This window comes from Acinetobacter towneri, from assembly GCF_001758345.1.
In the GTDB taxonomy this organism is placed as follows: Bacteria; Pseudomonadota; Gammaproteobacteria; order Pseudomonadales; family Moraxellaceae; genus Acinetobacter; species Acinetobacter towneri_A.
Genome location: NZ_MKQS01000009.1, coordinates 1 through 22,926 on the forward strand (window position 1 = coordinate 1; position 22,926 = coordinate 22,926).

The window sequence follows — 22,926 nt, forward strand, 5'->3', positions numbered from 1 at the left end:
GCGTAAATTTTTGCTGCTCCTGTTGCAGTCGAACAGCCGGTTTTTCTTGCGTGGTGGCATGAATCCGCTGATTGGCGGTTTCATGCAGCCACCGGCCAATGTGGGCATTGGCGACATCAACATCTAACAGTAAACCCGAAGTCTTCAGGCTTGCTTTCAATGGCACAATAAAGCTTGATTTGAGGTATCCATTAAAGCGTTCAACTTTGCCTTTGGTCTGTGCACGGTAGGGCTTACATACGCGAGGACGAAAGCTGTATTTCTTGGCGCAGTCGAGCAGTTTGGGATTCCATTTATGCTGCCCCTCCTGATAGGCATCCCGTTCAATCATGATCGTTTTAGCGTTATCAAACAGGATTTCTTGAGGTACTCCTGCAAAAAACTGAAATGCATTTTCTAGACCATCGATCCATGCATCGGTACGTTCATGATCATAAAATTTCACGAAAGTCGCTCTGGAATACCCTAATGTTGCGACAAAGGCTTTTAAAGTCGTGTTGTTGCGTCGAATCGTGGTGAAATCTACCTGCATTTGTTGGCCAGGTTGGGTTTCAAAACGAATGATCGGTTCTGGTTGAGCAACTGGTTTTAATGTTGCAAGATATTCCCTCAAGATCCTGATCTTTCCTGGATATCCCAACCCTAAAATTTCCTGGTAGAGCACAACAGCAGGAATCCATTCAGGATGAGCTGCGTTTACACGTTGGAGTAAATAAGGTTTATATGGGTCAAGGATACTTATTCTAGGCTGTATACGCTGATACTGAGGTGTGGTGTTTTGCCGTAAATATTTACGTACGGTATTTCTGGACACCCCCAGTTCACGACTAATGGCTTTAATAGATTTACCTTGTTGATGAAGTATTTGGATTGTCACTGCTTGCTCCAAAGTTAACATGTTGAGCAGTCCAAAATGACCGCTATATTAACCAAGGGGGTCAGTTTTTAAATGCCATTAGGGGGTCATTTTTACACTGCCGCTAACACCGCAAGACGTTGAATTTCTTTGTCAGACATAGACACCAACATATCAAACCGTCCGCTAAGAAAATTGCAAAAGTGCATATTCTAAAAGCGGACATTTTTACTTTGGAGAAACCGGACATTTCTACTTTGGGCTTACAAGACTGATTGCGTATAATGTACGTTATGTTAAATCCGATACACCTAACCATAACTTCATATCCTTCTTACTTAAACCAAAATTCAATAACTTAAGTGAGTTCTATTTCACTTATAAAATATGATATGTTGACCTTAAGAATACTTCATAAACTTTACTATGTTTGCTTTAAAAACAATTCATTTGGAAAAGAAAGTCTCAAACGARAATCAAATTATTCTTTTATTTGATCTAAATTCATCTTGTCCATGTTTGTACCCTATGCTGTACACAATGAAGTTCCTTAGATTTCAAAGCATATCCACACAGCATGCAGATTTGATAGCAATAAAATTTTGGTATGAATTTTGGTACGAAAAGTTTTCGACATCCTTTTGTGAGTCGTTTTACTCTACATCCTATAATTTTGAGATCATCCAATGTGAAATTGATAATTTCATTGTTTATTTAGAAAATAATAAAAAATTTGAAAGCAATCTTATTCGACTAAGAAATACAGACCATACTAATTACACGACGATTGGTCAGAGAATTAGATCCTTTCTAAAGTTTTACAGCTTTCTGATAGATGAATACCTAAGCATCCAATCTCAGCCACAACTTACTTTGAAGGAAGTCCAAAAAATTAAAGAAAATCTAAGTAAGTATATGACTATAAAGAAAAAAATTATAAATAACTTTTCAAAATCCAATAAAATAATTAAAAGTGAAATAAATCATACGTTTAAAAGCATGAATCAAGAAATGATTAAAGGATTATATTCAGTTATTTCACCAAGCAACTCTAATAGATACAATGAATTAAATCCTTTTAGATCTAAAAGTGTGCAACTAAGAAATTTTCTGATCATACATTTAATGCTTAACTATGGTCTTAGAATTGGTGAGCTTATGCTACTAACAACCAATTCTATTAAAAAATCAATTCAAAATCATAATTTTAGTTTAATTATTACAAATACAGATGATGAATTCGATGATCGATCAAAAAAGCCAAAAATCAAAAATGAATATTCGTACCGAGTAATTAAACTACAGGAACGAGACTATAGAATTCTTCAAATTTATATAAATGAAATCCGAAAAGAACTTCCTTCACAAATCTTATTTACATCTTTAAAGCCTCCCCACTCTGCTTTAAGTTATGCCAGTGTTAAAAAGATATTTGATAAAGTAGATTTGTCATTAAAGGCGTTGTTACCTGAGTGTTTTGATACTTCAGCTTATGATTCAATAGAACGTCTAACTCCACACGTATGTAGACATTCTTGGGCTTATATGATGTTAAGTTTTTCTTTTGAGAAATATAAGAAAGAAAATGCTAGTCACTCTGATCTCAAACAAAGTGTAAATGATGCTCTAGTAAAAGCACAGGATGATCTAAGAGCCTTAGGTGGTTGGTCACCTACAAGTACAATGCCTATATATTATGGTAAACGCTTTATTGTAGAACGAGCTAATTTTATGAACTTGTCTCGGATCATAGATTCCAGTATTAAATTTTGATTGATAAAAATATGTCCCAACTTAGTCTAGATTTTAAAAAAATTGATAATAGTCATAGTGAATTTATTATTTTCCACGATGCTGACCTTAGGCTCATAGAGTCTTTACACTTACCGACAATCATTCGATTTCATAGAGCTGATAAGTTTGATAGCAAGTTCATTCAAACATCTAACGATGTTTGGAATTTTTCTTACTCAGGGAAAAAACTTCACTTAAACTTTTCTAACTTCAGTACGTCAGAGAAAAAATTGGCTAAATTTTTTCTAGCTAATTACATTCAAGTTAATACACCATCTGGACTTGAAGCAAAATTACAGGCTTACACTTTCGCAATAAAGTCGCTAAAAACTAGAAGCCTAAAGCTTGATTATCATAATTCGAAATCTTTGTTAGTTGATTTAGCAAAAGCCGACAATTCTACATACTATTACCATTTTAAGTTCTTAGTGAAGCTACTATTTCTAGAGAACTTTTCATGCTTTGATCTTGATCAGGAATATGAGTTGGAATTTCTTGAACGTCCTAAAGCATTTAATTCAAGATTATATTACCAGCAATACGAAGATGCGATTGATTACCCTCTTATTTCAATGATTCAACAAGGCTTTATCAAATTAAACCAAGCTATCAAAGATGATTTCCAGGGTATCGATAAACAAACACTACTTTACTCATCAATACTTGGTTTGGTGTATGTAACTGGTCTTAGACCTGTACAATTAGCAAAGCTATCTGCTGAAGACATAAAAATAGATACCACTCGTACTACTGATCATTTTAATCGCTATAGCATACTAATTCCCTATGCAAAACAAGCACGTTATGTACATGAAAAGATCGCAGTGAAATTACCAGAAGAAGTTGCTGAAATCATTATTGCTTATATCGAAAAATTTAACTTAAGTCCAAAAAACAAGTTATTTGATTTAGAAGAAAATTCTGCCCGCTTTTGCTCAAAAGCGATTAATACACAATTATTTGATTTTGCTCCCGAAGAGTACAGAGAAGCTGTTCTTGCAGATGAAATGATAAAGCAAAAGTACTCATTTTCTGATTTTAGGCATCATGTTGGCTATAGTTTGGCAATGGCAGGGTCTTCTGCTGAAGAAATTGCATATATCTTAGGTCACTCTTCTGTTGTAACTGCTAGACATTATATTTTTTCTACTCCTGAATTAGCTCAAATTAGAGCACAAGCACTTGGTAAAAATTCTCTGTACAGACAAATGATAGCCATGCTTATGACTGGAAGACTAGTTTATAAAAAAGATTGCAATCAGAAAAAAGTTCTTGGAAATATTGGTAGCAAAATTCATTACGATATTGGTGGGTGTTCTTACAAAAACAAATGTTTATTTCAACCTGTACGTAACTGCTATGGTTGTATGTACTTTCATCCTTTTATTGATGCTAATCATAGTAATGTTCTAGAAAGTATACAAAGTGAAATCAATGAACTCATTAAGCTATCAGATGGTATAGGCGTATCTAGGAATCCCCTGATTAGAGTCCATGAGTCAACTAAATTTGAAATTGAATCTGTAATAGCTCGTTGTGCATTACAGAAGGATGATCTTCATGAACATTGAAAAATATAATGCTTTTATTGAAGAACAAAAAAATTACTTTAATCAAAATTTACAGTCTAATTTCAAGTGGAATTGGAACGACTCCACTTGGTATGGTGGAACAATAGGTTCTGGATGGTTATTATCGAGAAGCGGGGAAATTCATTTTAAATTTAGCAAAATCCAACGATTAAAAGGTGTTGATAGTAGTAATATCAACTTAATTTTCCAAGAATTTATTAAATCATTACTTGTTCTCAGTTATCGAAAATCTAATTCCAAAGCATCTCCTCAAAAGCTCTATGCTGAAGTCTTAATTTTGAAACGCTGGTATAGCGCACTTTATGCTAAAAATAGTGAAAACTTACATCCATGCCAATTGTGTACATCAATTTTAAATAAGTCTTTTGAGATTCTGACAGAAAACTCAAGTAAAACGAATCTCCCCGACCATGCTGGTACATACCTTAGATTACAGGAAATGCTAAATCATTATGGTTTTACTGAACAACCATTAGAATTTTCTCAGAAATATCTTTATATCAACCACCAGAATAGGACTCCAAATGCTAAGAAAACAAAAGCTTTAATAGATCAACTAGAGCTCGATGAAGATGATTTGGATAAAGACAAACTAATCTCCATTCGAACATTTATCAATATCGTGTCGTTAATTAGTTTATGTGAAACGAATGGTGAAAAGATTGTTCTGAATTTAGTGTTATTACTTATTATCACTGGATTCCGTTCGACAGAAGCAATACTTTTAAAAACCGACGCTTTGGTTAAAAAACCTATACTTGATCCTGTTACCAATGAACATTTAAGTATAGATGGTATTAAGCAATACACTTTAGGAATTCATTATCATGGTGCTAAAGGTGCAGGCCTTAGAACATATTGGGTCGAGCCGTTGTCTGCAAATTTAGTTGAGAATATATTTCAATCATTATTAGAACTAACCCAAGAATATAGAGAACACCTGCATTATATTAGATCAAAAAATTGTTCCGATTTTCTACCAAAATCAATTGATATGATTGGAGAAAATTATGTTGAAGTAGATGATCTTATCGGAACAATTTTTGGTACTAAAGATACGTATAGAGGACGAGCTGGGCAACGTGAAGTTATCATCAAAACTCTTAAAAACACTCCAATGTATAAAGAAGAGAAAAAAGGTAGAGATGTAAAGAAATATTACTTAAAAAATGAAATTAATCAATTTGTTAAAAGTCTGACCAATTATGATTCTGAATATCCTATTGATCATGTATTTAATTATGAGGGTAAGATAGAAAAAATTCCTTTTGAAGATCTGCTTTTTATACATCAATTTAGATCAACGACACTTGATAGAGCTTTCTATAACAAGGTCAATATCATCCCATTGAATGTTTTGATAATAAATGCATTTGTAGGTAATAGACGTAATATGTCTGCTTTTAAGAAATATAATTTATTTGAAAATGAAACAGAACACTCTAAATTATCCTCACATATTCCACGCCACAACATTAATACTTTCTTGGCACTCAGTGGCTTAGCTGAACATTTGCAAGCAATGCTCATGGGACGTGTAGACATCAAGCAAAACCAGTATTATCAACACATAGCGTTGAAACAACGTAAAGTCACAGCTAGTCTCATAGAAAAACATGAATTGGTACTTTACAAAGATGATAAACAAGAACTAAAGCCAGACTACCCAATTGATTCTATTAAACATGATGGATTAATGTACTTTTCAGACAAATTGGATCTAGAAAATAATCTAAAGATGAACTTACAAACATTTGATTCAAAAAATGAAGTAGCTAGTTATTTAAAGGAATCTTTCTTTGATGAATATTTTCAAGACATCGCAGAGTCATTTAATGAGTTGGTTAAAGAGGATCAATCATTAGCCAACTCATTAGTTCAACGCCATGCTTGCTTACACCCCTTGCCTTTTGGTGGATGTATGCGTGAAGTCGCTGTACACGATTGCCCTAAGCGCCTTGCATGCCAATCAGGTGATCAATGTGGAAACTTTACTTTAACTGGTCGTAAAGGTGAATTAGAAGTCCTACAACATACTTTGAATAAGTTGCTGGATGAGTTTGCACACATAGAGTAAATTGTAGTCCATGATTTATCTTATAGCGAAATGCTTGAGGATTTACGTCAAAAAATACTTTATTTAAGTGACTTAAAGACAAAAGCACTTGATAGACAAAAAAGTTTAACTCCTATTCCCGTTTTTCCTTATGGGGATGCAATTGCTAAATTACCAACTACATTGAGTGAACTGTTCGCCATCGAACAACAAAAAATTGAGTCTAAGGAAGCCTGATATGATACGTGGTAAACAATTAGATGAAGTCATCGAACAGGAATTACAAATGATGTTGGTAGAAGGGTTTGAGAAATCACCTATCTCACACAAAGCTCTTCATAGTCGTCTAACAGCAAAGGGCTTTATATCAGGTGGGCTAAGTACTTTGAGTTCGGCTGAAAGGAAGAAGCTCATATCTCTGTATGTATCTGAGCAGATTTCTCCACTAAACCTAAAGACTAAAGAACAGCAACTTTATGTAAATAAAAAGACAAGGCAGGCTCTTACGGACACCAATAAAAATCTGCGTACACAAATTGATGATTTGGAGTCACAGCTTCATCAGAATACAGAAACGCTTATAGATATTATTGAAGAGGTAAGGCTTAGAACCAACTTGAAAGTTGATCATCTCTTAGCTCCACATCTCCTTAAAAAGTATCTTTCAAGGGAGTAATATTTTAGGGTCAACATTGAGTGTTTGCGAGATTTGGTAGAGTTTTTCAACAGTAATGCTGACTTCTCCCCTTTCGATTCTCCCCAAATAGCTACGATCAATCGTTGTTAATAAGGCTAATTGTTCTTGGCTAATAGATTTATTTTTTCGAGTTTCTCTGATTTTAAAGCCAATCGACAGTGCTAGTTCTTGATTCATAGGTGACAACCATAAATACAAGAACTATCAGGAATTGAAGTGTTTTAATCCACGGACTATAATCCTCATTATTTGAGTGATGAATATGGAAATTCAAAACTTACCAATGTTCCGAGAGCTTTCTAGAGTCTTTTGTAGCTATAAGATCGAGTCATGGCAAACTGTAGACTTCTGGGATAAAGTTAAACTTTTAGAAGTAGTAAATAGTAATATTAACTATCAAAGTGTTTATCGGTTGATACTTCGATTGGTTAAAGATGGTTATTTAACCGTTGATGTTGAAAAAAGTAGATATGGACAAACCACTTATACCGAAGCTGAAAATTTGCATGATCTACGATCACAGTTTTGTATTGAGTCAACATCTACCCTCCAAGAACTAAATTTGAAAAAAGAAGAGTTTGAGAGTGAAATCACCGCACTAGAAGAAGAAATTGAAGTATTACATGATTTAAAAAGACAATTTCCTGATATCCAATTTAAAATTGAACAATTACGACAAATGAAAAGCAAAGAAATTAACAGCTTGAGCTTAAAAATTAAAGCTCTTGAATCTTTATTAGAATTTTTAGAAGATGGTTAAGAGGCGGTCCAGATAGGATGTGTAATGACTTCTAAAGTGGATTGTCGCTTCACTATGTATAATCTGATTCTAGTACAAGAAGATCGATTGCCTAAGCAACAATCGAGCCCTCATTAACCTACATAGCTCAAGATTTCATAGAATTTCGAGACGAAATACTTTTTAAAGCATTATCGACTCAAATTTCTATTTGTAAAAATGCTATAAGGGGAAAGTCTAATTTTTATATTTATATGTAAAAAACTAAAAAATAGTAAAACTTCACACTAAAGAATAAGAGTAAAATAGACCTCTTGCGAAAGTATTATTTTTGACTATTTTAGACTTTGATATTTATTTAAAAATCAACGTTTATCACTGATTAAATTTTGACTAACGCAAGAGGTCTAATATACAAAATTAATTCAGTAATTTTAAATTAAAATAACGTTTTAATAAAATAAATATCTTATACTGATTTAAAATAGCTCCGTATACTACGCTATMATCAATACCTACATTACTTTGTATAGAAGTAAAAAATACATAAGGATCAATAATCTTTTTATCGAATACTTGATTAATAACTATCGAAACAAAATCTGAAATACTCTTCCCATTATCGAAATTTTTATATTTTATGCCTGCTGAGTTACAAATATTCTCTAAAGTTAATCTATTATCAATTATTTCTGTTAAACATTTATGGAAAGAGAAGCACCAATCTCTGTGGCTAATTTGAACATCCATTAAGTTGTTTGGGAAATTTATCTCCAGTTTTTCCTCAATAGACAAATGATTAGAAATTACAATTCTGTGGTATTCCTTAATTTTTTTATATTTATCTTTATTGTTAGATTTAAATAGATCAATAAACTTTTTAAAAGAATCCTTCTTTTGCTTAATATTGGAGATATAAGTAGACCATTCTGAAGGATTCATGTGATCTGATAGAATACTTAAAACAATGTGATGTTCCACCGAATAAATTACACGAGGATCTTTTAGGTAATTTACAAGATGCATGCTGATTTCTTTAATCTTATATTCAACTATATATTTATTAATATCCTTAAATACAGTCTCTTCAATAGTAAGAATGGGTCTATTTGTAGATATATAAATAAGCGTAGTTGGTCTTAAATAATTTATTGACCATTTACTGATCCAAAGTATTTGTCGCTCACCAAAAGTAAAATTATAAAAGTGTAAATTACCTATTCCATTTAATTCTTTAAGGAATATTGTAATTAATTCTTTTGAGTTTTTATCAATAAGTAATTTAAGTAATTGGTCAAAATAATCTTGGGTGAAAATGTTTAATTTCTTATTTTTTGAAATTGAAGGTAAAATAATAGAAATTATCTTTAATACATTTAGAGATATAGGTGTGCTTTTTATTGTTATTAAGTTTTCCAAAAGAATATCTTTAAACTCATCTAATAAATAAAATTCTTCTAATTCAAGATATAATTTAGAAAATTTTTCACCACCCAATATGGATATTATTAATCTCTTAAATTCTTCTATATAAGAAGAATTACTCTCAATTTTCTTTAAAATTTCAGGGAGAAATAGTTTATTATTATCATCAATTTGTATAGATATAATGGAAAAAACAATAAAAAACTCATCCCAACCTGTTYTAAAAAATAAATTACGTAAGATAAAAAGATTATCTATGATAATTTCTTTTTGATAATATTTTAAATTTAAAATATTTAGAAATAAATTATCTCTATGATTTGAAATAAAATCTAAAAAAATATCTTCGTTACTATTCGATTGAAGGAGTGTTGAAAAAAATGAGTCAATCACATCAGAATTAGCAATGTCAACATTATTATAAATATTTAATAAAAATTCTTTTACCCATAAGAATTTAACAGAATGAGATAATATAGCTTTATCTACAGAATGACCACAGTTTATTAGCTCAATAAATTTTTCTTTAATTAAAATAAAATTTTCAGCATCAAGCAAGCAATCTCTATCAGCAAAAAATCTTTTAGATTGTTTAATGCAATTAATTTTATTAATTAGACTGGTTAAATCTTTTTGTAATGTTGCATAATTTGAATGATAGAAGTCCTCACTAATAATTTCTTTACTGAATTGCAGGTTTAGTGATGAGCACATTGAAAGCAAATTATTTATTTTACTTCTAATATCATCTGTAGAATTAAATAATTTTAAATTCGTAAAATAATTATTCGGTAGATTAAGATCTGTAAGTTCACCCATAAAATTATTGAAGTAATCGCAAGGATGTATTTGATTCTCTAAAGTATTAGAAAAAAATTCTGATAATGGAGTGGTAGCAAGCTCATTAACCTCTAAAAATTTTTGAGAACTAAAAGAAGATTCCCACTGATGAGCTATCTTTTCGGTAAATATTATTTTAGGTTTATCTTGAAAAGGAATATCTATGTATTTTATAGGTCCAATCCAATGAATTTCATGTTTAACTGAAGGAAAAAGCAGTATCCACATAGAACTTAATACTTGAATGTAATCTTCGATATCGACTATATCTCCTTGAATAATAGTTTTAGCATTTTGATTATTTAGATACATGTCATATAAGGTTATAACGGTATTTTTAGCTTTTTTAAATGCCTCAGATTTATCATTAATAATTAAATTATCTAATTCAGCTATCGATACTTGTGTTTCTTTAATTTCATCACATATAGATTTTAAAAAAATAGGATCACTGATTATAAATTTTAAAATTTTATTGATATTTTTTATTGATAAACATTCTTCTTTACTTAAAAAAATAATAAAAGTTATATAACTAGTTCTTCCTTCGTTAGGCAAAATTTGAGTCGCGCCAATTGCCATTTTATTTATATTATTAAGCCATTTCCCGCTTATCACAGGAATTTTTGGAAAATTGCTAGGGATATAAAAAAAATTCTTCAATTCAGCCTGTTGACTTGAATTTAATTTTAATGATCCATTTCGATATTGATGTCCCTTATTAGTAGAAACTTTATCGTCGGAATAAATACATCCCCAGTCAAAAAACATTCTCAACTTCCAACTTTTTCAAATAACCAAGTAATAGGTAGACTTAAATTCTCTATTTTTTCTTTTGGCTTGTCATTTGTTACAACCCATGATTGTGATTTCAAATCTTTAACAAACCTTTCTTTTGCTTCAATAGCTTTTTTTGTTGGGTTTTTAGGATATTTAGATTTTACAAATAATTGTTCTGCATGATCACCTAAAGGGCTAATGCCGTAAATATTTAAGAAATCCTTATGCCAATTAGTATTGATAAATTCGTAGAACCATGGCATCTCACTCTTCAGTTTTTGTTCAGGGGAAATTTCTAAGTTCTCTTTTAAAATTTTATCCCAAAAATTCATAACAATAACTAAAGGCAATTTTTTCTTAGATTTTCTAGAAATTTTCTTTATGAAAAATAGCTGTTGAAAGAATGCAATATAATCCAAATCATGATTAAGTGACTTATCATCTTCTGATTGTTCATTATTTTTAGTTTCAACCTGACTTTCAGCTGGTCTAGCCAAATCATAGACATTATCTTTATCTGATGAAATAACTAGAATAATACCTTTACAGTCATGAATACGCTCAACCCACTCTTGTTTCCATTCATTGGTTTGGGCTAATTCTAAAAACTCTTCACCATTGTATTCTGGTAATTCAATTACAATTTCTTTTCCTTGATACATCAAACTCCATTGAACATTTTTATATGCTTCTTGTGTTCTATCTATAATGTATCCTTGTAACACATCCTGACTAAGTAATTTTGATGGAGTTTTGGTTTGAATTACAGGTGAACTTTTTAATGACCAATTATAAGCTAACATTCTTAAAAAATTTGATTTACCAGTTGCAGGTTCACCTATAATCAAAAGATTATTTATCATTAAATCCACTCTTTTAAATGTTGATGAATTGATGTAACTTCGTTCAATATATTTTTATCCATATCTTCTTGACTGTGTACATCTAATAAAGGTGTATTGATTAAGCAAAGCGATAATACTTTGTCTATATCTTCTGGAGGAACTCCTTGCTTAGCAGTAATACTAATTGTTTTTGCTATGCCAATTAAATTTCTACTGAACTTTTCAATAAAATAATCATTTACTTCTTGATGGTATTGGAAGTTTTCATGATTTTCATCGACTTTATCATATTTGGTCTGTATAAATACTATACTAACTTCTGGATTAAAATCAGCAATAATTTCCGCCAATCTATCAATAAAGATCATATGGTTTTCTTTGGATATCCAAATATCTTCAGTGTAATAATCTGAACTATCCAAGCATATTAATAATGTTTTTGTTTCAGATACCCATTTTTTAATTCTTTCATATTCTTGACTTTCAATATCATTATTTTCAACTATTCCAGAAAAAATTTCTCCTGCTGTATCACCTAGCAATAGATCAAATGGTTTATCATCTTTATTTATTAATAAATGAAGATATTGAGTATTTGGTTTATCTATTGTCCGCTCTGGGTGACGTGGTGTATTTCCGTACGCATATAAAGTTAGACTAATCAGATTGCTCCAAGCATTTAATGTAGAAGAACCCATGAAATTCAAATTTTGCTCATTATCCATTCTTAACATGTATAGCATTGAAGTTAATAAGCTTGTTTTTCCTGAGTTTGGCAATCCAATTAATGTTGCAATGCTTGGTTCATTTTCTAAACCGAAAAATTTAATATTTTCAAATTTAATGAGGTTTCTACTACTAATTATACTTTTAAAATCTGTATCATCTTCTTCATATTCATAATTTTGCTCATCATCAGTTTCTGAGTTACTTTCTACGTTAACTACTTTTATGTGCTCACAATCTTGAAATGTATTTCCTTCTAGACATGGTAAAAGACCATTATCCTCACAATTTTTAACAACACATCCAGAATAATCACATGYATATAACATCATCCTTCATATCCTAATTTTAAAATTTCAACTAATGATAAAATTTGCAAAATAAAAGAAGCTGGTTTTACTTTAATATTGAAATCACTAAATTTTTCTAACGATTTTAGTATATTTCTAAGATTATTTATATTTGGACATATGTTGTAGTCTTCATTATGAATAACACTAATTTCAACAGTTTCTATATCATCTTTCAGCACTTCAGGAAAACTTTTATATAATGCCTCTAAAAGTAAAGCTTTGACTTTCTTAGGTAAAGGTAGTTCTAGTGATTCTATTTCGCATAAATCATTGGCCAGAAATACAGAACTAACGTAGGGATTTAATAGTTCTTTATAAGAATAAAAGTCATGTTCAGGATAGTTATTTGTATGATTTACATTTAACCACCACAATAAATCCTGTTCACGTTTTATTTGTTCATAAGAATTTTTAACAGATTGCTGCAATTCAATTAAATTTTTTCTTATAGAAGAAGTTAAATTGTGTACACTTGTTGAATTATTATAAAGTTTTCTAACATAATCTTCTTCATTTGGAATATTCTGCTCTGTTTCAAAAGTTAACTTTGAAAAACTTTTCACAGTCTCCACGGTATGGCCTGGTATGGTATTATTTTCCCAATCCCTACTAACTATAATGTTTTTATAATCGTATAAAATATAAATAAAATCATCACTAAAGGGGTTGTCTGGATTAATCTTTGGATTATAATTCTTTAACAAATCAATACTAGCGCACAATCCAAGTATCTTTGTTGGATGGTTTTCTTCGTTAATTTCATTTTTTAACATTTCATTAATTGCTAATAACAGAATGTTATTTGCAAATATTAATGGTTTTTCACCACTATCAGCCATTCCTTGAAAAAGTAATGGGTGCTTCTCGCTGATATTATCAAAAATCTTAATTTTAATATTTTTTAAAGATTCACTATCCTTTGGCTCATAGATTACTGATAATATTATCTCAGCCAGCTCATTAAATTCTTTTGAAAATAACTCTTTGCTGTATTCTTGAATAAAGCTGTTAATCTCTTCTGAATCTTCTTGCTTTAAYTCTTTTTTTCCAGCCCATTTTAATAAAATATCTTTATTTATTTTATCAGTAATCTTTGTGTAAATTTCATTAATTTCCATTTTTATATCCTTATAAGGTTGAAACCATGCCTTGTAAAATTTGGGTCCATGCGCTAGCTCCTGCTATTGCAACTAGTTCACCCGCTTTACTCGCAAATGATTTCTTAAATTCTTGAGTAGGCCCATCTGAATTTCTTTCATCCAAAACTTTAGGTTCAATACTTTCCGTCAAAGCAATACTGACCGCTGCTGATGCATTTTCTGTTGAAATCTGATTTAGTTCTATAATAGAGTCATCATTTGGTAAGGCAATAAAAGTTCTTGCTCTATTCAAATCATTTTCAGAAAGTTGATTTCTTAATTCAATCAGCAATATTTTATTAAGTGGATAACTTTGTAGTGCGCCTATAAGTAGCTTAACTGGCTCTATTGCACCTGCATCCATTTTACGAAACAAATCTTCCCATCTTGTTTTAGCATCATGTGTATCAGCAATCATTGATGCTTTACCACCAGCTTGTATCCATAAGCTTTTTGTTTCTAAGTATGAGGAGAAATTCTCTTTTAAAAACTCCCTAGTTGCAGGGTTTATTGAGTTATGCATTTGAAGAAAATTTATATTAAGATAATTAAACGAATGATATTGATTATACTGTGATTTTTCAACTAGTACATGTCCTTATTTATCTTTACTGCATACATAGTCTAATGAGGCATTGACCAAAGCCAGTAACGATCCCTAAAGAAAGTCGAATTAGGAATTTTGATTATCAAACAGAAACATATAGGTACATATGAATACGGTTGTGCAACAATCCTACTAGTTCATGAATTTACTAGAATATCATTTTAGATTTTATTTATTTAAGTATCTAATATTATTAATGTATTTATAAAATATAATTTATGAACTAATCTTTAGGTAAACATAAGTTAAATAGATAATAAGTAGTAATAAGTTCATTAATATTGATAGGCTTTATTGCACAAACTTCTGTCCAAAGGCTTATTCAGCAATATAATTCCTAGATGAATAAGCCCACACCTAAAATCTATCGTACTTCTAACTGGAAAGCATACAACCAAGCTTTAATCAATCGAGGAAATATCTCGATCTGGTTTGATGAAAATACCCAATGGTATGCACCACCACAAGGCAAACAAGGACGAGATCAAACATATTCTGATACCGCCATTCAATGCTGTTTGATGATTAAGTCCTTATTTAGACTCTCTTTACGTATGGTCAAAGGCTTTGTTCAAAGCCTCATTAAACTTTGTAGTTTGAATTGGACGGCACCCGATTACTCAACTCTTTGCAGAAGACAAAAGCATATCGATATTTCAATTCGCTATCAAAAAAGTCGTCATGGATTACATCTACTCGTCGACTCTACGGGGTTAAAATTTTTAGGTGAAGGCGAATGGAAGCGTAAGAAACATCAGCCTGAATATCGTCGCCAATGGCGTAAACTCCACATTGGGATAGATGCTGAAACCCTGCAAATACGCGCTGTTCAGCTGACTACGAATAATGTCAGTGATTCACAAGTACTGGATGATTTACTTGATCAGATCCCTGAAGATGAGCGAATTGATTCGGTCTATACGGATGGGGCTTATGATACAAAACGATGTAGACAAGTGATTGCCGATCGGCAGGCTCATGCGGTAATTCCACCCAGAAAAAATGCCAAGCCCTGGAAAGATTCTAAAATCAGTTCAAGAGAACGAAATGAGTTACTTCAAACCGTTAAACGATTAGGCAGAGCTATCTGGAAAAAATGGTCGGGTTATCATCGTCGAAGTTTGGTCGAAAGCAAGATGCATTGCATCAAATTATTAGGCGATAAATTAACAGCAAGGAGTTTTCCTAGTCAGGTCAATGAGATTCATGCACGCATAGCAGTATTAAACAGATTTACAGAATTAGGTCGTCCTCATACCCAAGTTGTTACTTGAGTTCTGTTCAGATAAGCAGGTGCTGTCTTTTAAATCTTTGTGCAACTAAGCCGTTCAATTTTAAAGAAAAGAAAACAGTTTTTTCATAAATCTATAAAATTATTTATCTTCAGACTCTGAGGAGATTTTGTATTAATCCTAATTCTGTTTAAACAAATGATTCCATAATTTGAATAAAAGCTTTGAAATTATTAAATTGAGAGCATTTGTACTACATGGAGATAAAGATGATTTATGAGGGGGAGTAAGTTGTTCCTATCGGGTTCTTGGATAGTCGGGGCTTTGTTTTAGGAATTTCCAATAAGTTGCTGCAAATTTAAGAAAAAAGCCATCAACTACACAGAATAATTCGGTATTATTAGACATGAGGACTATAGCTTAAGGTTTAGTTTGGTAATTCAACTACTGGCTTTCAACCTCCTATTTTTTAAGGAAATTTCTTATCTGCTATTCGGGTTGATTAAGTAATTTACACATATTTTTTTAATTAAAACACAATAATTTAGGGAATGAAGATGAAGTATTATATTTTTGCTTCTTTAAGTGTAATTGGATTGCTCAGTCTTAGTCCACTAGTTCAAGCAAACCCTACCCAAGGTTACTGTCAGACAGTTGATGGTAGTGTATGCGGTTGGGGGGGAAATAGCAGTAGTTATAAGCCACAATATTGGTATGCTGGTGTTGCTTACGACCCGAAAAATGGCATATTTTCGATCTATACAGCCACATCTCGTGAACTAGCTATGCGCTCGGCAGCAAAAGAGTGCAAACAAATAAATGATAATCAAAGAAGATGCCCCGAGCTTATTTCTAGTGTTTCTGGATACACAAAAGACAAAGAGCCTGGTACAGTGATTACCAAAGGACAACTTCCAGACGGTACATTCCAACTGAATCTTAGATATGGTTTAAATGGTCAGAAAACTTTTTTCCAATCAAACTCTTATTCTGAAAAAAATGCCGAAGTGATTGGAATGGAGGATTGCGTGAACAAATACAAACTCAGTAATTGTGAGATTGTTTATAAAAAATATACTACTTTTTAAAACATACATAAAACTAAAAAAGACAAGCTAATCTTCCCATAAGTAATTCCTATTTAACATAATGGGCGTTATACGAAATTTTCAAAAAAATACAGTAAAAATGGGAGCTTAAGGCTCCTATTTTTTTTAAATTGTGTTATAATTCAGTATGCTAACACCTAGTTTACAGCCCACTCACCCTCGAGTGGGCTTTTTTTATGATTGTTCACGTTCCACGATCAATAACTGAACAATGTTCCACGGTTTTATTTAATGTTGCTGAACAATCAATAGATACCAGTAAAGCCCTTTAGGTCTTCTGTTGCTTCAAATATAAAGTTTCTACGATCAAGGATTAGACAATCTTTATTGTGTCGTCTGATTGATCTTGTGGCTTTGCTAATATCATGGCAATCCCAAGATTTGGGATAATACTTTATTAAAGAACGGACAATCTTGTTTTTATATTCTGAGTTTTCTATAATCTTAATTATGTTACATAATCAAGATTGATAATAAAAATGACGCAAAATAAGCATGGTGGTGCACGCAAAGGTTCTGGCCGTCCTTTTGTCTATAACGAACCGACTAAGGTCATTCGGGTGCCAGAGTCTCGTGTATTGGAAATCAAGAAATACCTGAAAAAAAATGACACTCCAAAGTTTAACGATATTTCCTCTATTACATTGCTTGAGACAAAAACACATTATGAGATTCCTGTTGCTTTGCAAAAAGTTGCTGCAGGCTTCCCTTCCCCTGCTCAGGACTATATCGATAAGACCCTTGATCTAAACGAGTTTCTTATTCAAAACCAACAGGCAACCTTTATCGTTGAAGTGGAATCCTTATCCATGCGTGATGCAGGGATTGATCTGAATGACAAGCTAATCGTTGACCGTAGTATTGAAGCCAAGCATGGGGATATTGTTCTGGCATTGATTGACAATGATTTTACGATTAAACGTTTGATGATTGAGGGTAATCAATGCTGGTTGCAGGCGGCTAATCCTGATTTTGCTGATATCCATTTGAAAGATAATCAAACCATGCTGATTTGGGGTGTGGTTACCAGTGTGATCAAGAAGTTCAGATGAGCAGTTACGAGCGGATTTATGCCCTGATTGATATCAACAACTGTTATGTCAGTTGTGAGCGGGTATTTAATCCCAGTCTAAACAATAAACCTGTGATTGTGCTCAGCAATAACGATGGCTGTGCTGTGGCAAGAAGTAATGAAGCCAAAGCGCTGGGCATCAAAATGGGCATTCCTCTCTTTCAAATACAAGATATTGTTCAGCAACATCAGGTCGTGGTGTTATCCAGTAACTATGCTTTATATGCTGAAATGTCCAAGCGTTTTCATTCAATTTTGGCTAGTTTTGTTGCGCCACATGAACAGGAAATCTATTCAATTGATGAGTGTTTTTTAGATCTGACCAGTTATGCACAAAATTTTGACTTAACCCAGTATGCGCATCACATGAAACAACGCTTGTTGGATTGGATCGGCTTGCCCGTCTCGATTGGTATCGGTCGTAGTAAAACCGAAGCCAAAATGGCCAACCATCTTGCCAAAAAAAGACAGGGTTTCAAGGGTGTGTGTAACTTACTCAATATGGATTTCCTAGATCAGGAAATGCTTTATTCAGACATTGAGGTGGGTGAAGTTTGGGGCGTTGGTCGTAAGTTAGTTAAAAAACTAAATGCCATGGGAATCTATTCGGTGCTGGATTTAGTGATGCAAGATGCTCATCGCATGGCGAGCCTTTTTTCTGTGGTAATCCAAAGAACAGTATTGGAGCTGCAAGGTGTTTCTTGTATGCAGTTAGATGATGCCCCTCCCACCAAACAGCAAATCATAGCAAGTCGTTCATTTGGTGAAAAAGTTACCGAGCTAGATGATCTCAAAGAGGCTATGGGCAAATATGTACAGGATGCGGTCATACGTTTACGAGCAGACGCTTCGTTATGTGGATGTGTCATTGCTTTTGTGCAATCGAATCCTTTTGATTCAAAGGTTCCCTATTACAGTAAATCGTTGGCTTTTGAGTTTCCTGAACCGACGGATTGTGTTTTGGATCTGATTAAAACAGCTATGCAACTGCTGGAACACATTTATAAATCTGACGTGAAATATAAAAAGTGTGGTGTAATTCTGACGGATTTAATTGCTAAGCAGCGCTTTACTCCTGACCTGCTGACAGACCACAGCCAGCGTGAAAGTAATGAAAGCCTCATGCAGACTTTAGAAGCGGTACAGGCGAGATATGGGAAAACTAAATTAGCTGTTGGCAGCTGCTACTTGCCACAACGAAAGTGGTCCATGAATCGTACCCATTTGACCCAGAACTATTTCAGCTGGCAGGGATTATTAAAGATCAGCCAATAAATTAATTAGCCTCACCTATTTGGTTTAAGTCAGCTTAATGAAGAACTCGACACATAAGCCGACACAGGCTTGATCTTCAGTCAACCATTTAACAACGTAAGTATGTTGTTTGGGATCCATGTAACACCTGTTCCTTAAAATGTAGTCAAACATAGTCAAGGACTAATTCGCACTCTGTTAATGTCCTGTCGCCAAGCGTGTAACTAGAGCCTAAGTCGGTCAGTTCCGACTTGTAGCGGTCAGTCCGTTCTTGCAATATGCGCTTTACGGTTTTGTAAGGCGTATAACGACTAATCTCAGTGTCATTTAATCTTGCAAGTACGTTTCTCGCACCATTCCAATCAGCTTGCACAACCTCCCCATTAAAACGGTGAAAGCGATCTCCTTTACGTGTGCCAATTAGCAGCCCATGTAAAAAAGAATCACATTGCGAAGTATATGCAGCATTAACTAGATGTACCGTAGAACCTCTACGGTGAGATACAGATGTTAGGGCATCAGCTAACAAGCCTTTAACCCATGTATTTAAGCGTCTATTGGTATTTTTACCATAGTTGCGTTTACTTTGAATTGGAGAAGTTAAATCCTCCGCAACAATTAATTTCGCTTTATCAACGAGCTTATGAGTTGCTGTAAAAATAAGTGTTTTTAACTTGGATTTTTGAGCGTCTTGTCGTCTATCCAATTTCTTACGACCCAAGTTATTTAGCTCAATTTGGGCTTTTTTATGAGGTTTATTTTTAGCGATTGCTCTGAGCTTGTTTCTGTTCTTGTATTTTTGATTCAAGTAGTCAGATTCACTTGAAATTAGCTTACCCAAACCTTGACCATACACTTCACCATCAGAATCAACAAAGGCTTCTGAATAACCCTTATCAACACCGATAGTTGCTTGACCGCAATCTTGAGATTCAACGGCATCATAGGTTGAATGAACCTCAATATTGCCGTTTTTAAGAATGATTCTGAGTGTGCCTATTGGTGCAAATTCCATTGTTGTATTCAATGGGATTTTAATCGTTTGGCGAGAAACTAGGCTTGGTACTTTGAGCCAACATTGACCGTTTAACTCAAATGTCTTACACATATCAACGTACAATGATTTGATTGTACGTGTGATTTACACCATGCCTAAAGTGTTTACGCATTTGACGATGCAGGAAATTATCTTCCTGCCATTCGTCTTTTTTAAGCAAGGTATAAAGTCTTTTTAGCTCTTTGTCGCAAGTCGTTCTTTTGCGAATCGCTTGTTTTACTTTCTCTTTTGAAGCCTCACGAAAGGCTTTAATATCACCCATGCAGTCACGTAAGGTTTCTTTCCAGGCATTTGCCGAAACACCGAAGTTACGACCTTCTTTCATCCACGCATCACGAATGGTTCTGTCGCTAATACTTAACCCTGCAATAGCACCATATCTCGCCCAAACTTCACTACGAACATGACCAAGTAATACAGCTTGTTTCTCAAGTTGCTTATACTTTTCCTTGTTCAAGTTTCTACAGTGATGAATGCGTGTTAGCTTCAAAGAGTTATTCCTTACTACTCACTAATTCTTTAACCTTATCTTTGTATTTTCTCAATCCATACAGGCGTGAAGAAAAACAATGAATAATTGCTAATAAATCTTGGGTTACTTCTTCTGTTGGGGAGAGAGATTCTTGATTCATGATAATAATTTTACAACCATGTCTATCAGCAAAGGACTCAAACCATTCAAAACCAAACCGCACCAAGCGATCCTTGTGAGCAAGGATCAGCATTGAAACTTTACCCATTTCAATATCCAAGAAAAGCTTGTTGAATTTTTTCCGGTTGTAATTTAAACCACTACCAATTTCAGACACCCACTCATCAATCGCATACCCATTGGCTGTGCAAAAAGTTTCTAGCGCTGAAACTTGGTTTGCTAAATCAGGTTTTTGAGCTGCGCTCGATACCCTTGAATATACAATTACTGATGATTTATCTTCCGTAGCTTTTATCCCAATATATTCAAGATATTGGTCATGTGTGTAATACCTACGGTTTTTGGGATTTCGACACGCAACCAAAGTACCTTCAGTATCCCATCGCTGTAGTATTTTAACTGATTTTCCAATCATTTCACCAAATTTAGCAGGAGAGTACATTATTCAATCTCCGCTAATTTTTTAAAGTCTTCTAGGCTATAGTCCTTAAATACCGCTTCATCACCATATATTGGCGCATCATTCACTTCATCCCAACCACACAGAGAGCAAGCATAGGGTTCTTGCTCAACACCCAACTGATTAAATCTAAATAAAATATTTTTACAAACATCATGGAGTTCTGAATCTTTATTATAATCAACCACTTCATGAAAAATTAATTCACTGATATTTTCAGCATTTTTTTTATATTTATCAGGCACTTCTAGTCCATATAGTGCAATTAACTCATCTAGTTTTTTTGAACATGCATCACCAAAAAGCTCTTGAAGCTTGTCTGAATATTCCTCACAAGCCATGCCATGCCCTGAAACAAAAGTGCATTTTGATACACCTGTATTTGCATTAATAAATTCCGCCTCTGTACACGACAAATTTCACAGAACCCTTATCCTATCAGGCTTCTGCCTTCTTAAAATTGCCAAAATTTCCTTAAACTCTTCTTTTTTCCCAAAACCAATTAAACGCTGAATCGCCATTTGAACATAGTCTAAACCATAGCGAAATAAACTCATTGAGAGTCGTCCATGCTTCTTTATTTTTATCACTTTTTTTTGATCATGTTGCCATTCACCTGTTAAATAGCACCAACAGAAACCGATAGCTAGCACTGCTATCAATTTCTTGACTCGTCTAGGGTCTGTTAAACGAGTATTTTCAAGATTAAACCCGCGTCCTTTGAGACAACTGAATAAGGTTTCAATTTCCCAACGTAATGCATAATCACGAATAGCAGAAGCATTAAACATAGGAGAAACAACAAGTAAAAGTTCTCCATTTTCTAATCGTAGCGCACTAATATACAGTTTCACTCGACCAACCCAAATACGTCGTTTACGACATTCAGTTTGACCAACTTGAAGATGACGAAATAAATCACTAATTTTATGATTCTTGGCTAAATGATTGGTCACAATAAAGTTTTTTTAACACGTATACAGAAGTTAATGTCATTTTCAATTAACCATGTAAACCATTTCTCACCGATAAATTCTCTGTCTGCGAACACATTCACAATACGATCTTTACCAAAAATGGAGATAAAGCGTTGAATCAAAGCAATACGCTCTTTTGTATCTGAATTTCCACGTTTATTGAGCAATGTCCAAACAATAGGTATCGCTATTCCACGATAGACGATGGCTAGCATCAAGATATTGATATCTCGTTTTCCCCATTTCCAGTTGGTTCTATCCAAAGTTAATTGGACTTTATCGAATGAAAATATATTGAAAATTAACTGAGAAATTTGACGATAATCGAAATACTGATCTGCAAAGAAGCGCTGCATACGTCGATAAAATGATTGTGGTAAGCACTTGATGGGCAAGGCTTTAGATGCAGAAGAAAGATTACATGTTTGCTTTAAAATAATCACAAGCATGATGAGCGCAAAGCACTTTAAATGTGACTTGTTCCATTTTAGAGATTTGTTTAAGATAAGATATAACTCATTGAGATGTGTCATAGTATTCGTCGTTAGAAAACAATTATTGTGACATTATTTCAATGAGTTATCTATTTTTGTCGTGTACAGAGCTAAAATTTCACTGAGAACATCCATATATAGCTCCTACGTAAACTGTCCAATAGGTCATG

Annotated in this window: 20 protein-coding genes and 2 pseudogenes; 9 read left to right on the plus strand and 13 right to left on the minus strand. The window is 33.1% G+C overall.

Translation table 11 applies throughout. The features are described 5' to 3' along the window. On the minus strand, positions 1-898 hold an 898-nt coding region (gene istA / locus BJN41_RS06210; protein ID WP_070154028.1), incomplete at its 3' end, for an IS21-like element ISAba8 family transposase. Positions 899-1,282: 384 nt separating this feature from the next. On the opposite strand from istA, the gene BJN41_RS06215 reads away from it, so the two are divergent. The 4 genes and pseudogenes from BJN41_RS06215 to BJN41_RS06230 all read left to right on the plus strand — a co-directional run bounded on the left by BJN41_RS06215 (position 1,283) and on the right by BJN41_RS06230 (position 6,974). Continuing rightward, entirely contained in the window at positions 1,283-2,629 is a 1,347-nt protein-coding gene (locus tag BJN41_RS06215; protein ID WP_070154030.1) for a site-specific integrase, read from the plus strand. Between the two features lie 11 nt (positions 2,630-2,640). After that, entirely contained in the window at positions 2,641-4,221 is a 1,581-nt protein-coding gene (locus BJN41_RS06220; protein ID WP_070154032.1) for a site-specific integrase, read from the plus strand. Continuing rightward, positions 4,211-6,535: pseudogene (locus tag BJN41_RS06225) on the plus strand (hypothetical protein). Before BJN41_RS06220 ends, BJN41_RS06225 begins: the two are co-directional and overlap by 11 nt. A gap of 1 nt (position 6,536) precedes the next feature. Next, a complete protein-coding gene (locus BJN41_RS06230; RefSeq protein WP_070154033.1) occupies positions 6,537-6,974 on the plus strand; it encodes a hypothetical protein in 438 nt (145 codons plus the stop codon). On the opposite strand, the gene BJN41_RS06235 is transcribed toward BJN41_RS06230, so the two are convergent. Then, positions 6,963-7,172 carry a helix-turn-helix domain-containing protein gene (locus BJN41_RS06235; protein WP_009585097.1) on the minus strand — a complete coding sequence of 70 codons (210 nt, stop codon included), beginning with the start codon at positions 7,170-7,172 and terminating at the stop codon, positions 6,963-6,965. The genes BJN41_RS06230 and BJN41_RS06235 overlap by 12 nt on opposite strands. An 85-nt stretch (positions 7,173-7,257) precedes the next feature. On the opposite strand from BJN41_RS06235, the gene BJN41_RS06240 reads away from it, so the two are divergent. After that, a complete protein-coding gene (locus BJN41_RS06240) occupies positions 7,258-7,755 on the plus strand; it encodes a hypothetical protein (protein WP_070154035.1) in 498 nt (165 codons plus the stop codon). Positions 7,756-8,154: 399 nt separating this feature from the next. On the opposite strand, the gene BJN41_RS06245 is transcribed toward BJN41_RS06240, so the two are convergent. From BJN41_RS06245 to BJN41_RS06265, 5 genes are read right to left on the minus strand one after another with little or no spacing between them, the layout of a single operon-like run. Continuing rightward, positions 8,155-10,770, minus strand: a complete 2,616-nt coding sequence (locus tag BJN41_RS06245) for a hypothetical protein (RefSeq protein WP_070154036.1) — start codon at positions 10,768-10,770, stop codon at positions 8,155-8,157. Positions 10,771-10,772: 2 nt separating this feature from the next. Then, positions 10,773-11,642: a hypothetical protein gene (locus BJN41_RS06250; RefSeq protein WP_070154037.1), complete on the minus strand. Its 870-nt coding sequence runs from the start codon at positions 11,640-11,642 to the stop codon at positions 10,773-10,775. Next, a complete protein-coding gene (locus BJN41_RS06255; protein ID WP_141730379.1) occupies positions 11,642-12,682 on the minus strand; it encodes a TRAFAC clade GTPase domain-containing protein in 1,041 nt (346 codons plus the stop codon). The genes BJN41_RS06250 and BJN41_RS06255 overlap by 1 nt, the downstream gene beginning before the upstream one ends. Then, entirely contained in the window at positions 12,679-13,821 is a 1,143-nt protein-coding gene (locus tag BJN41_RS06260) for a hypothetical protein (protein WP_070154039.1), read from the minus strand. Before BJN41_RS06260 ends, BJN41_RS06255 begins: the two co-directional genes overlap by 4 nt. Before the next feature lie 10 nt (positions 13,822-13,831). Next, positions 13,832-14,365, minus strand: a complete 534-nt coding sequence (locus tag BJN41_RS06265; protein WP_070154040.1) for a hypothetical protein — start codon at positions 14,363-14,365, stop codon at positions 13,832-13,834. Positions 14,366-14,790: 425 nt separating this feature from the next. Between BJN41_RS06265 and BJN41_RS06270 the strand changes: the two genes are divergently transcribed. Continuing rightward, positions 14,791-15,723: an IS5 family transposase gene (locus BJN41_RS06270; protein WP_070154042.1), complete on the plus strand. Its 933-nt coding sequence runs from the start codon at positions 14,791-14,793 to the stop codon at positions 15,721-15,723. A 214-nt stretch (positions 15,724-15,937) separates the two neighbouring features. Here BJN41_RS06270 and BJN41_RS15845 read toward each other — a convergent pair. After that, a pseudogene (locus BJN41_RS15845) lies at positions 15,938-16,089 on the minus strand (IS982 family transposase); the annotation flags it as partial. Between the two features lie 149 nt (positions 16,090-16,238). Here BJN41_RS15845 and BJN41_RS06275 point away from each other — a divergent pair. The 3 genes from BJN41_RS06275 to BJN41_RS06285 all read left to right on the plus strand — a co-directional run bounded on the left by BJN41_RS06275 (position 16,239) and on the right by BJN41_RS06285 (position 19,137). Next, positions 16,239-16,769 carry a hypothetical protein gene (locus BJN41_RS06275; RefSeq protein WP_227515219.1) on the plus strand — a complete coding sequence of 177 codons (531 nt, stop codon included), beginning with the start codon at positions 16,239-16,241 and terminating at the stop codon, positions 16,767-16,769. A gap of 500 nt (positions 16,770-17,269) precedes the next feature. Next, positions 17,270-17,842 carry a LexA family protein gene (locus tag BJN41_RS06280; protein WP_070154044.1) on the plus strand — a complete coding sequence of 191 codons (573 nt, stop codon included), beginning with the start codon at positions 17,270-17,272 and terminating at the stop codon, positions 17,840-17,842. After that, positions 17,839-19,137 carry a Y-family DNA polymerase gene (locus BJN41_RS06285; protein WP_070154046.1) on the plus strand — a complete coding sequence of 433 codons (1,299 nt, stop codon included), beginning with the start codon at positions 17,839-17,841 and terminating at the stop codon, positions 19,135-19,137. The genes BJN41_RS06280 and BJN41_RS06285 overlap by 4 nt, the downstream gene beginning before the upstream one ends. 145 nt (positions 19,138-19,282) lie before the next feature. Here the strand turns inward: BJN41_RS06285 and BJN41_RS15965 are convergent, their stop codons facing one another. The 5 genes from BJN41_RS15965 to BJN41_RS15385 form a co-directional block, all read right to left on the minus strand. Then, positions 19,283-20,131 carry an IS200/IS605 family accessory protein TnpB-related protein gene (locus tag BJN41_RS15965; protein WP_264754237.1) on the minus strand — a complete coding sequence of 283 codons (849 nt, stop codon included), beginning with the start codon at positions 20,129-20,131 and terminating at the stop codon, positions 19,283-19,285. Between the two features lie 94 nt (positions 20,132-20,225). Next, positions 20,226-20,663 (minus strand): hypothetical protein, encoded by a 438-nt coding sequence (locus BJN41_RS15970; protein WP_228152123.1) that lies wholly within the window; start codon positions 20,661-20,663, stop codon positions 20,226-20,228. Between the two features lie 4 nt (positions 20,664-20,667). Then, positions 20,668-21,267 (minus strand): IS607 family transposase, encoded by a 600-nt coding sequence (locus tag BJN41_RS06295; RefSeq protein WP_070154048.1) that lies wholly within the window; start codon positions 21,265-21,267, stop codon positions 20,668-20,670. Then, entirely contained in the window at positions 21,267-21,701 is a 435-nt protein-coding gene (locus BJN41_RS06300; protein WP_130114527.1) for a hypothetical protein, read from the minus strand. The genes BJN41_RS06295 and BJN41_RS06300 overlap by 1 nt, the downstream gene beginning before the upstream one ends. A 3-nt stretch (positions 21,702-21,704) precedes the next feature. Continuing rightward, a protein-coding gene (locus tag BJN41_RS15385; RefSeq protein WP_141730380.1) for an IS4 family transposase occupies positions 21,705-22,795 on the minus strand; the annotation gives its coding sequence in 2 pieces (ribosomal slippage) (positions 21,705-22,255 and positions 22,255-22,795; 1,092 coding nt in all). Between the last annotated feature and the right edge of the window lie 131 nt (positions 22,796-22,926).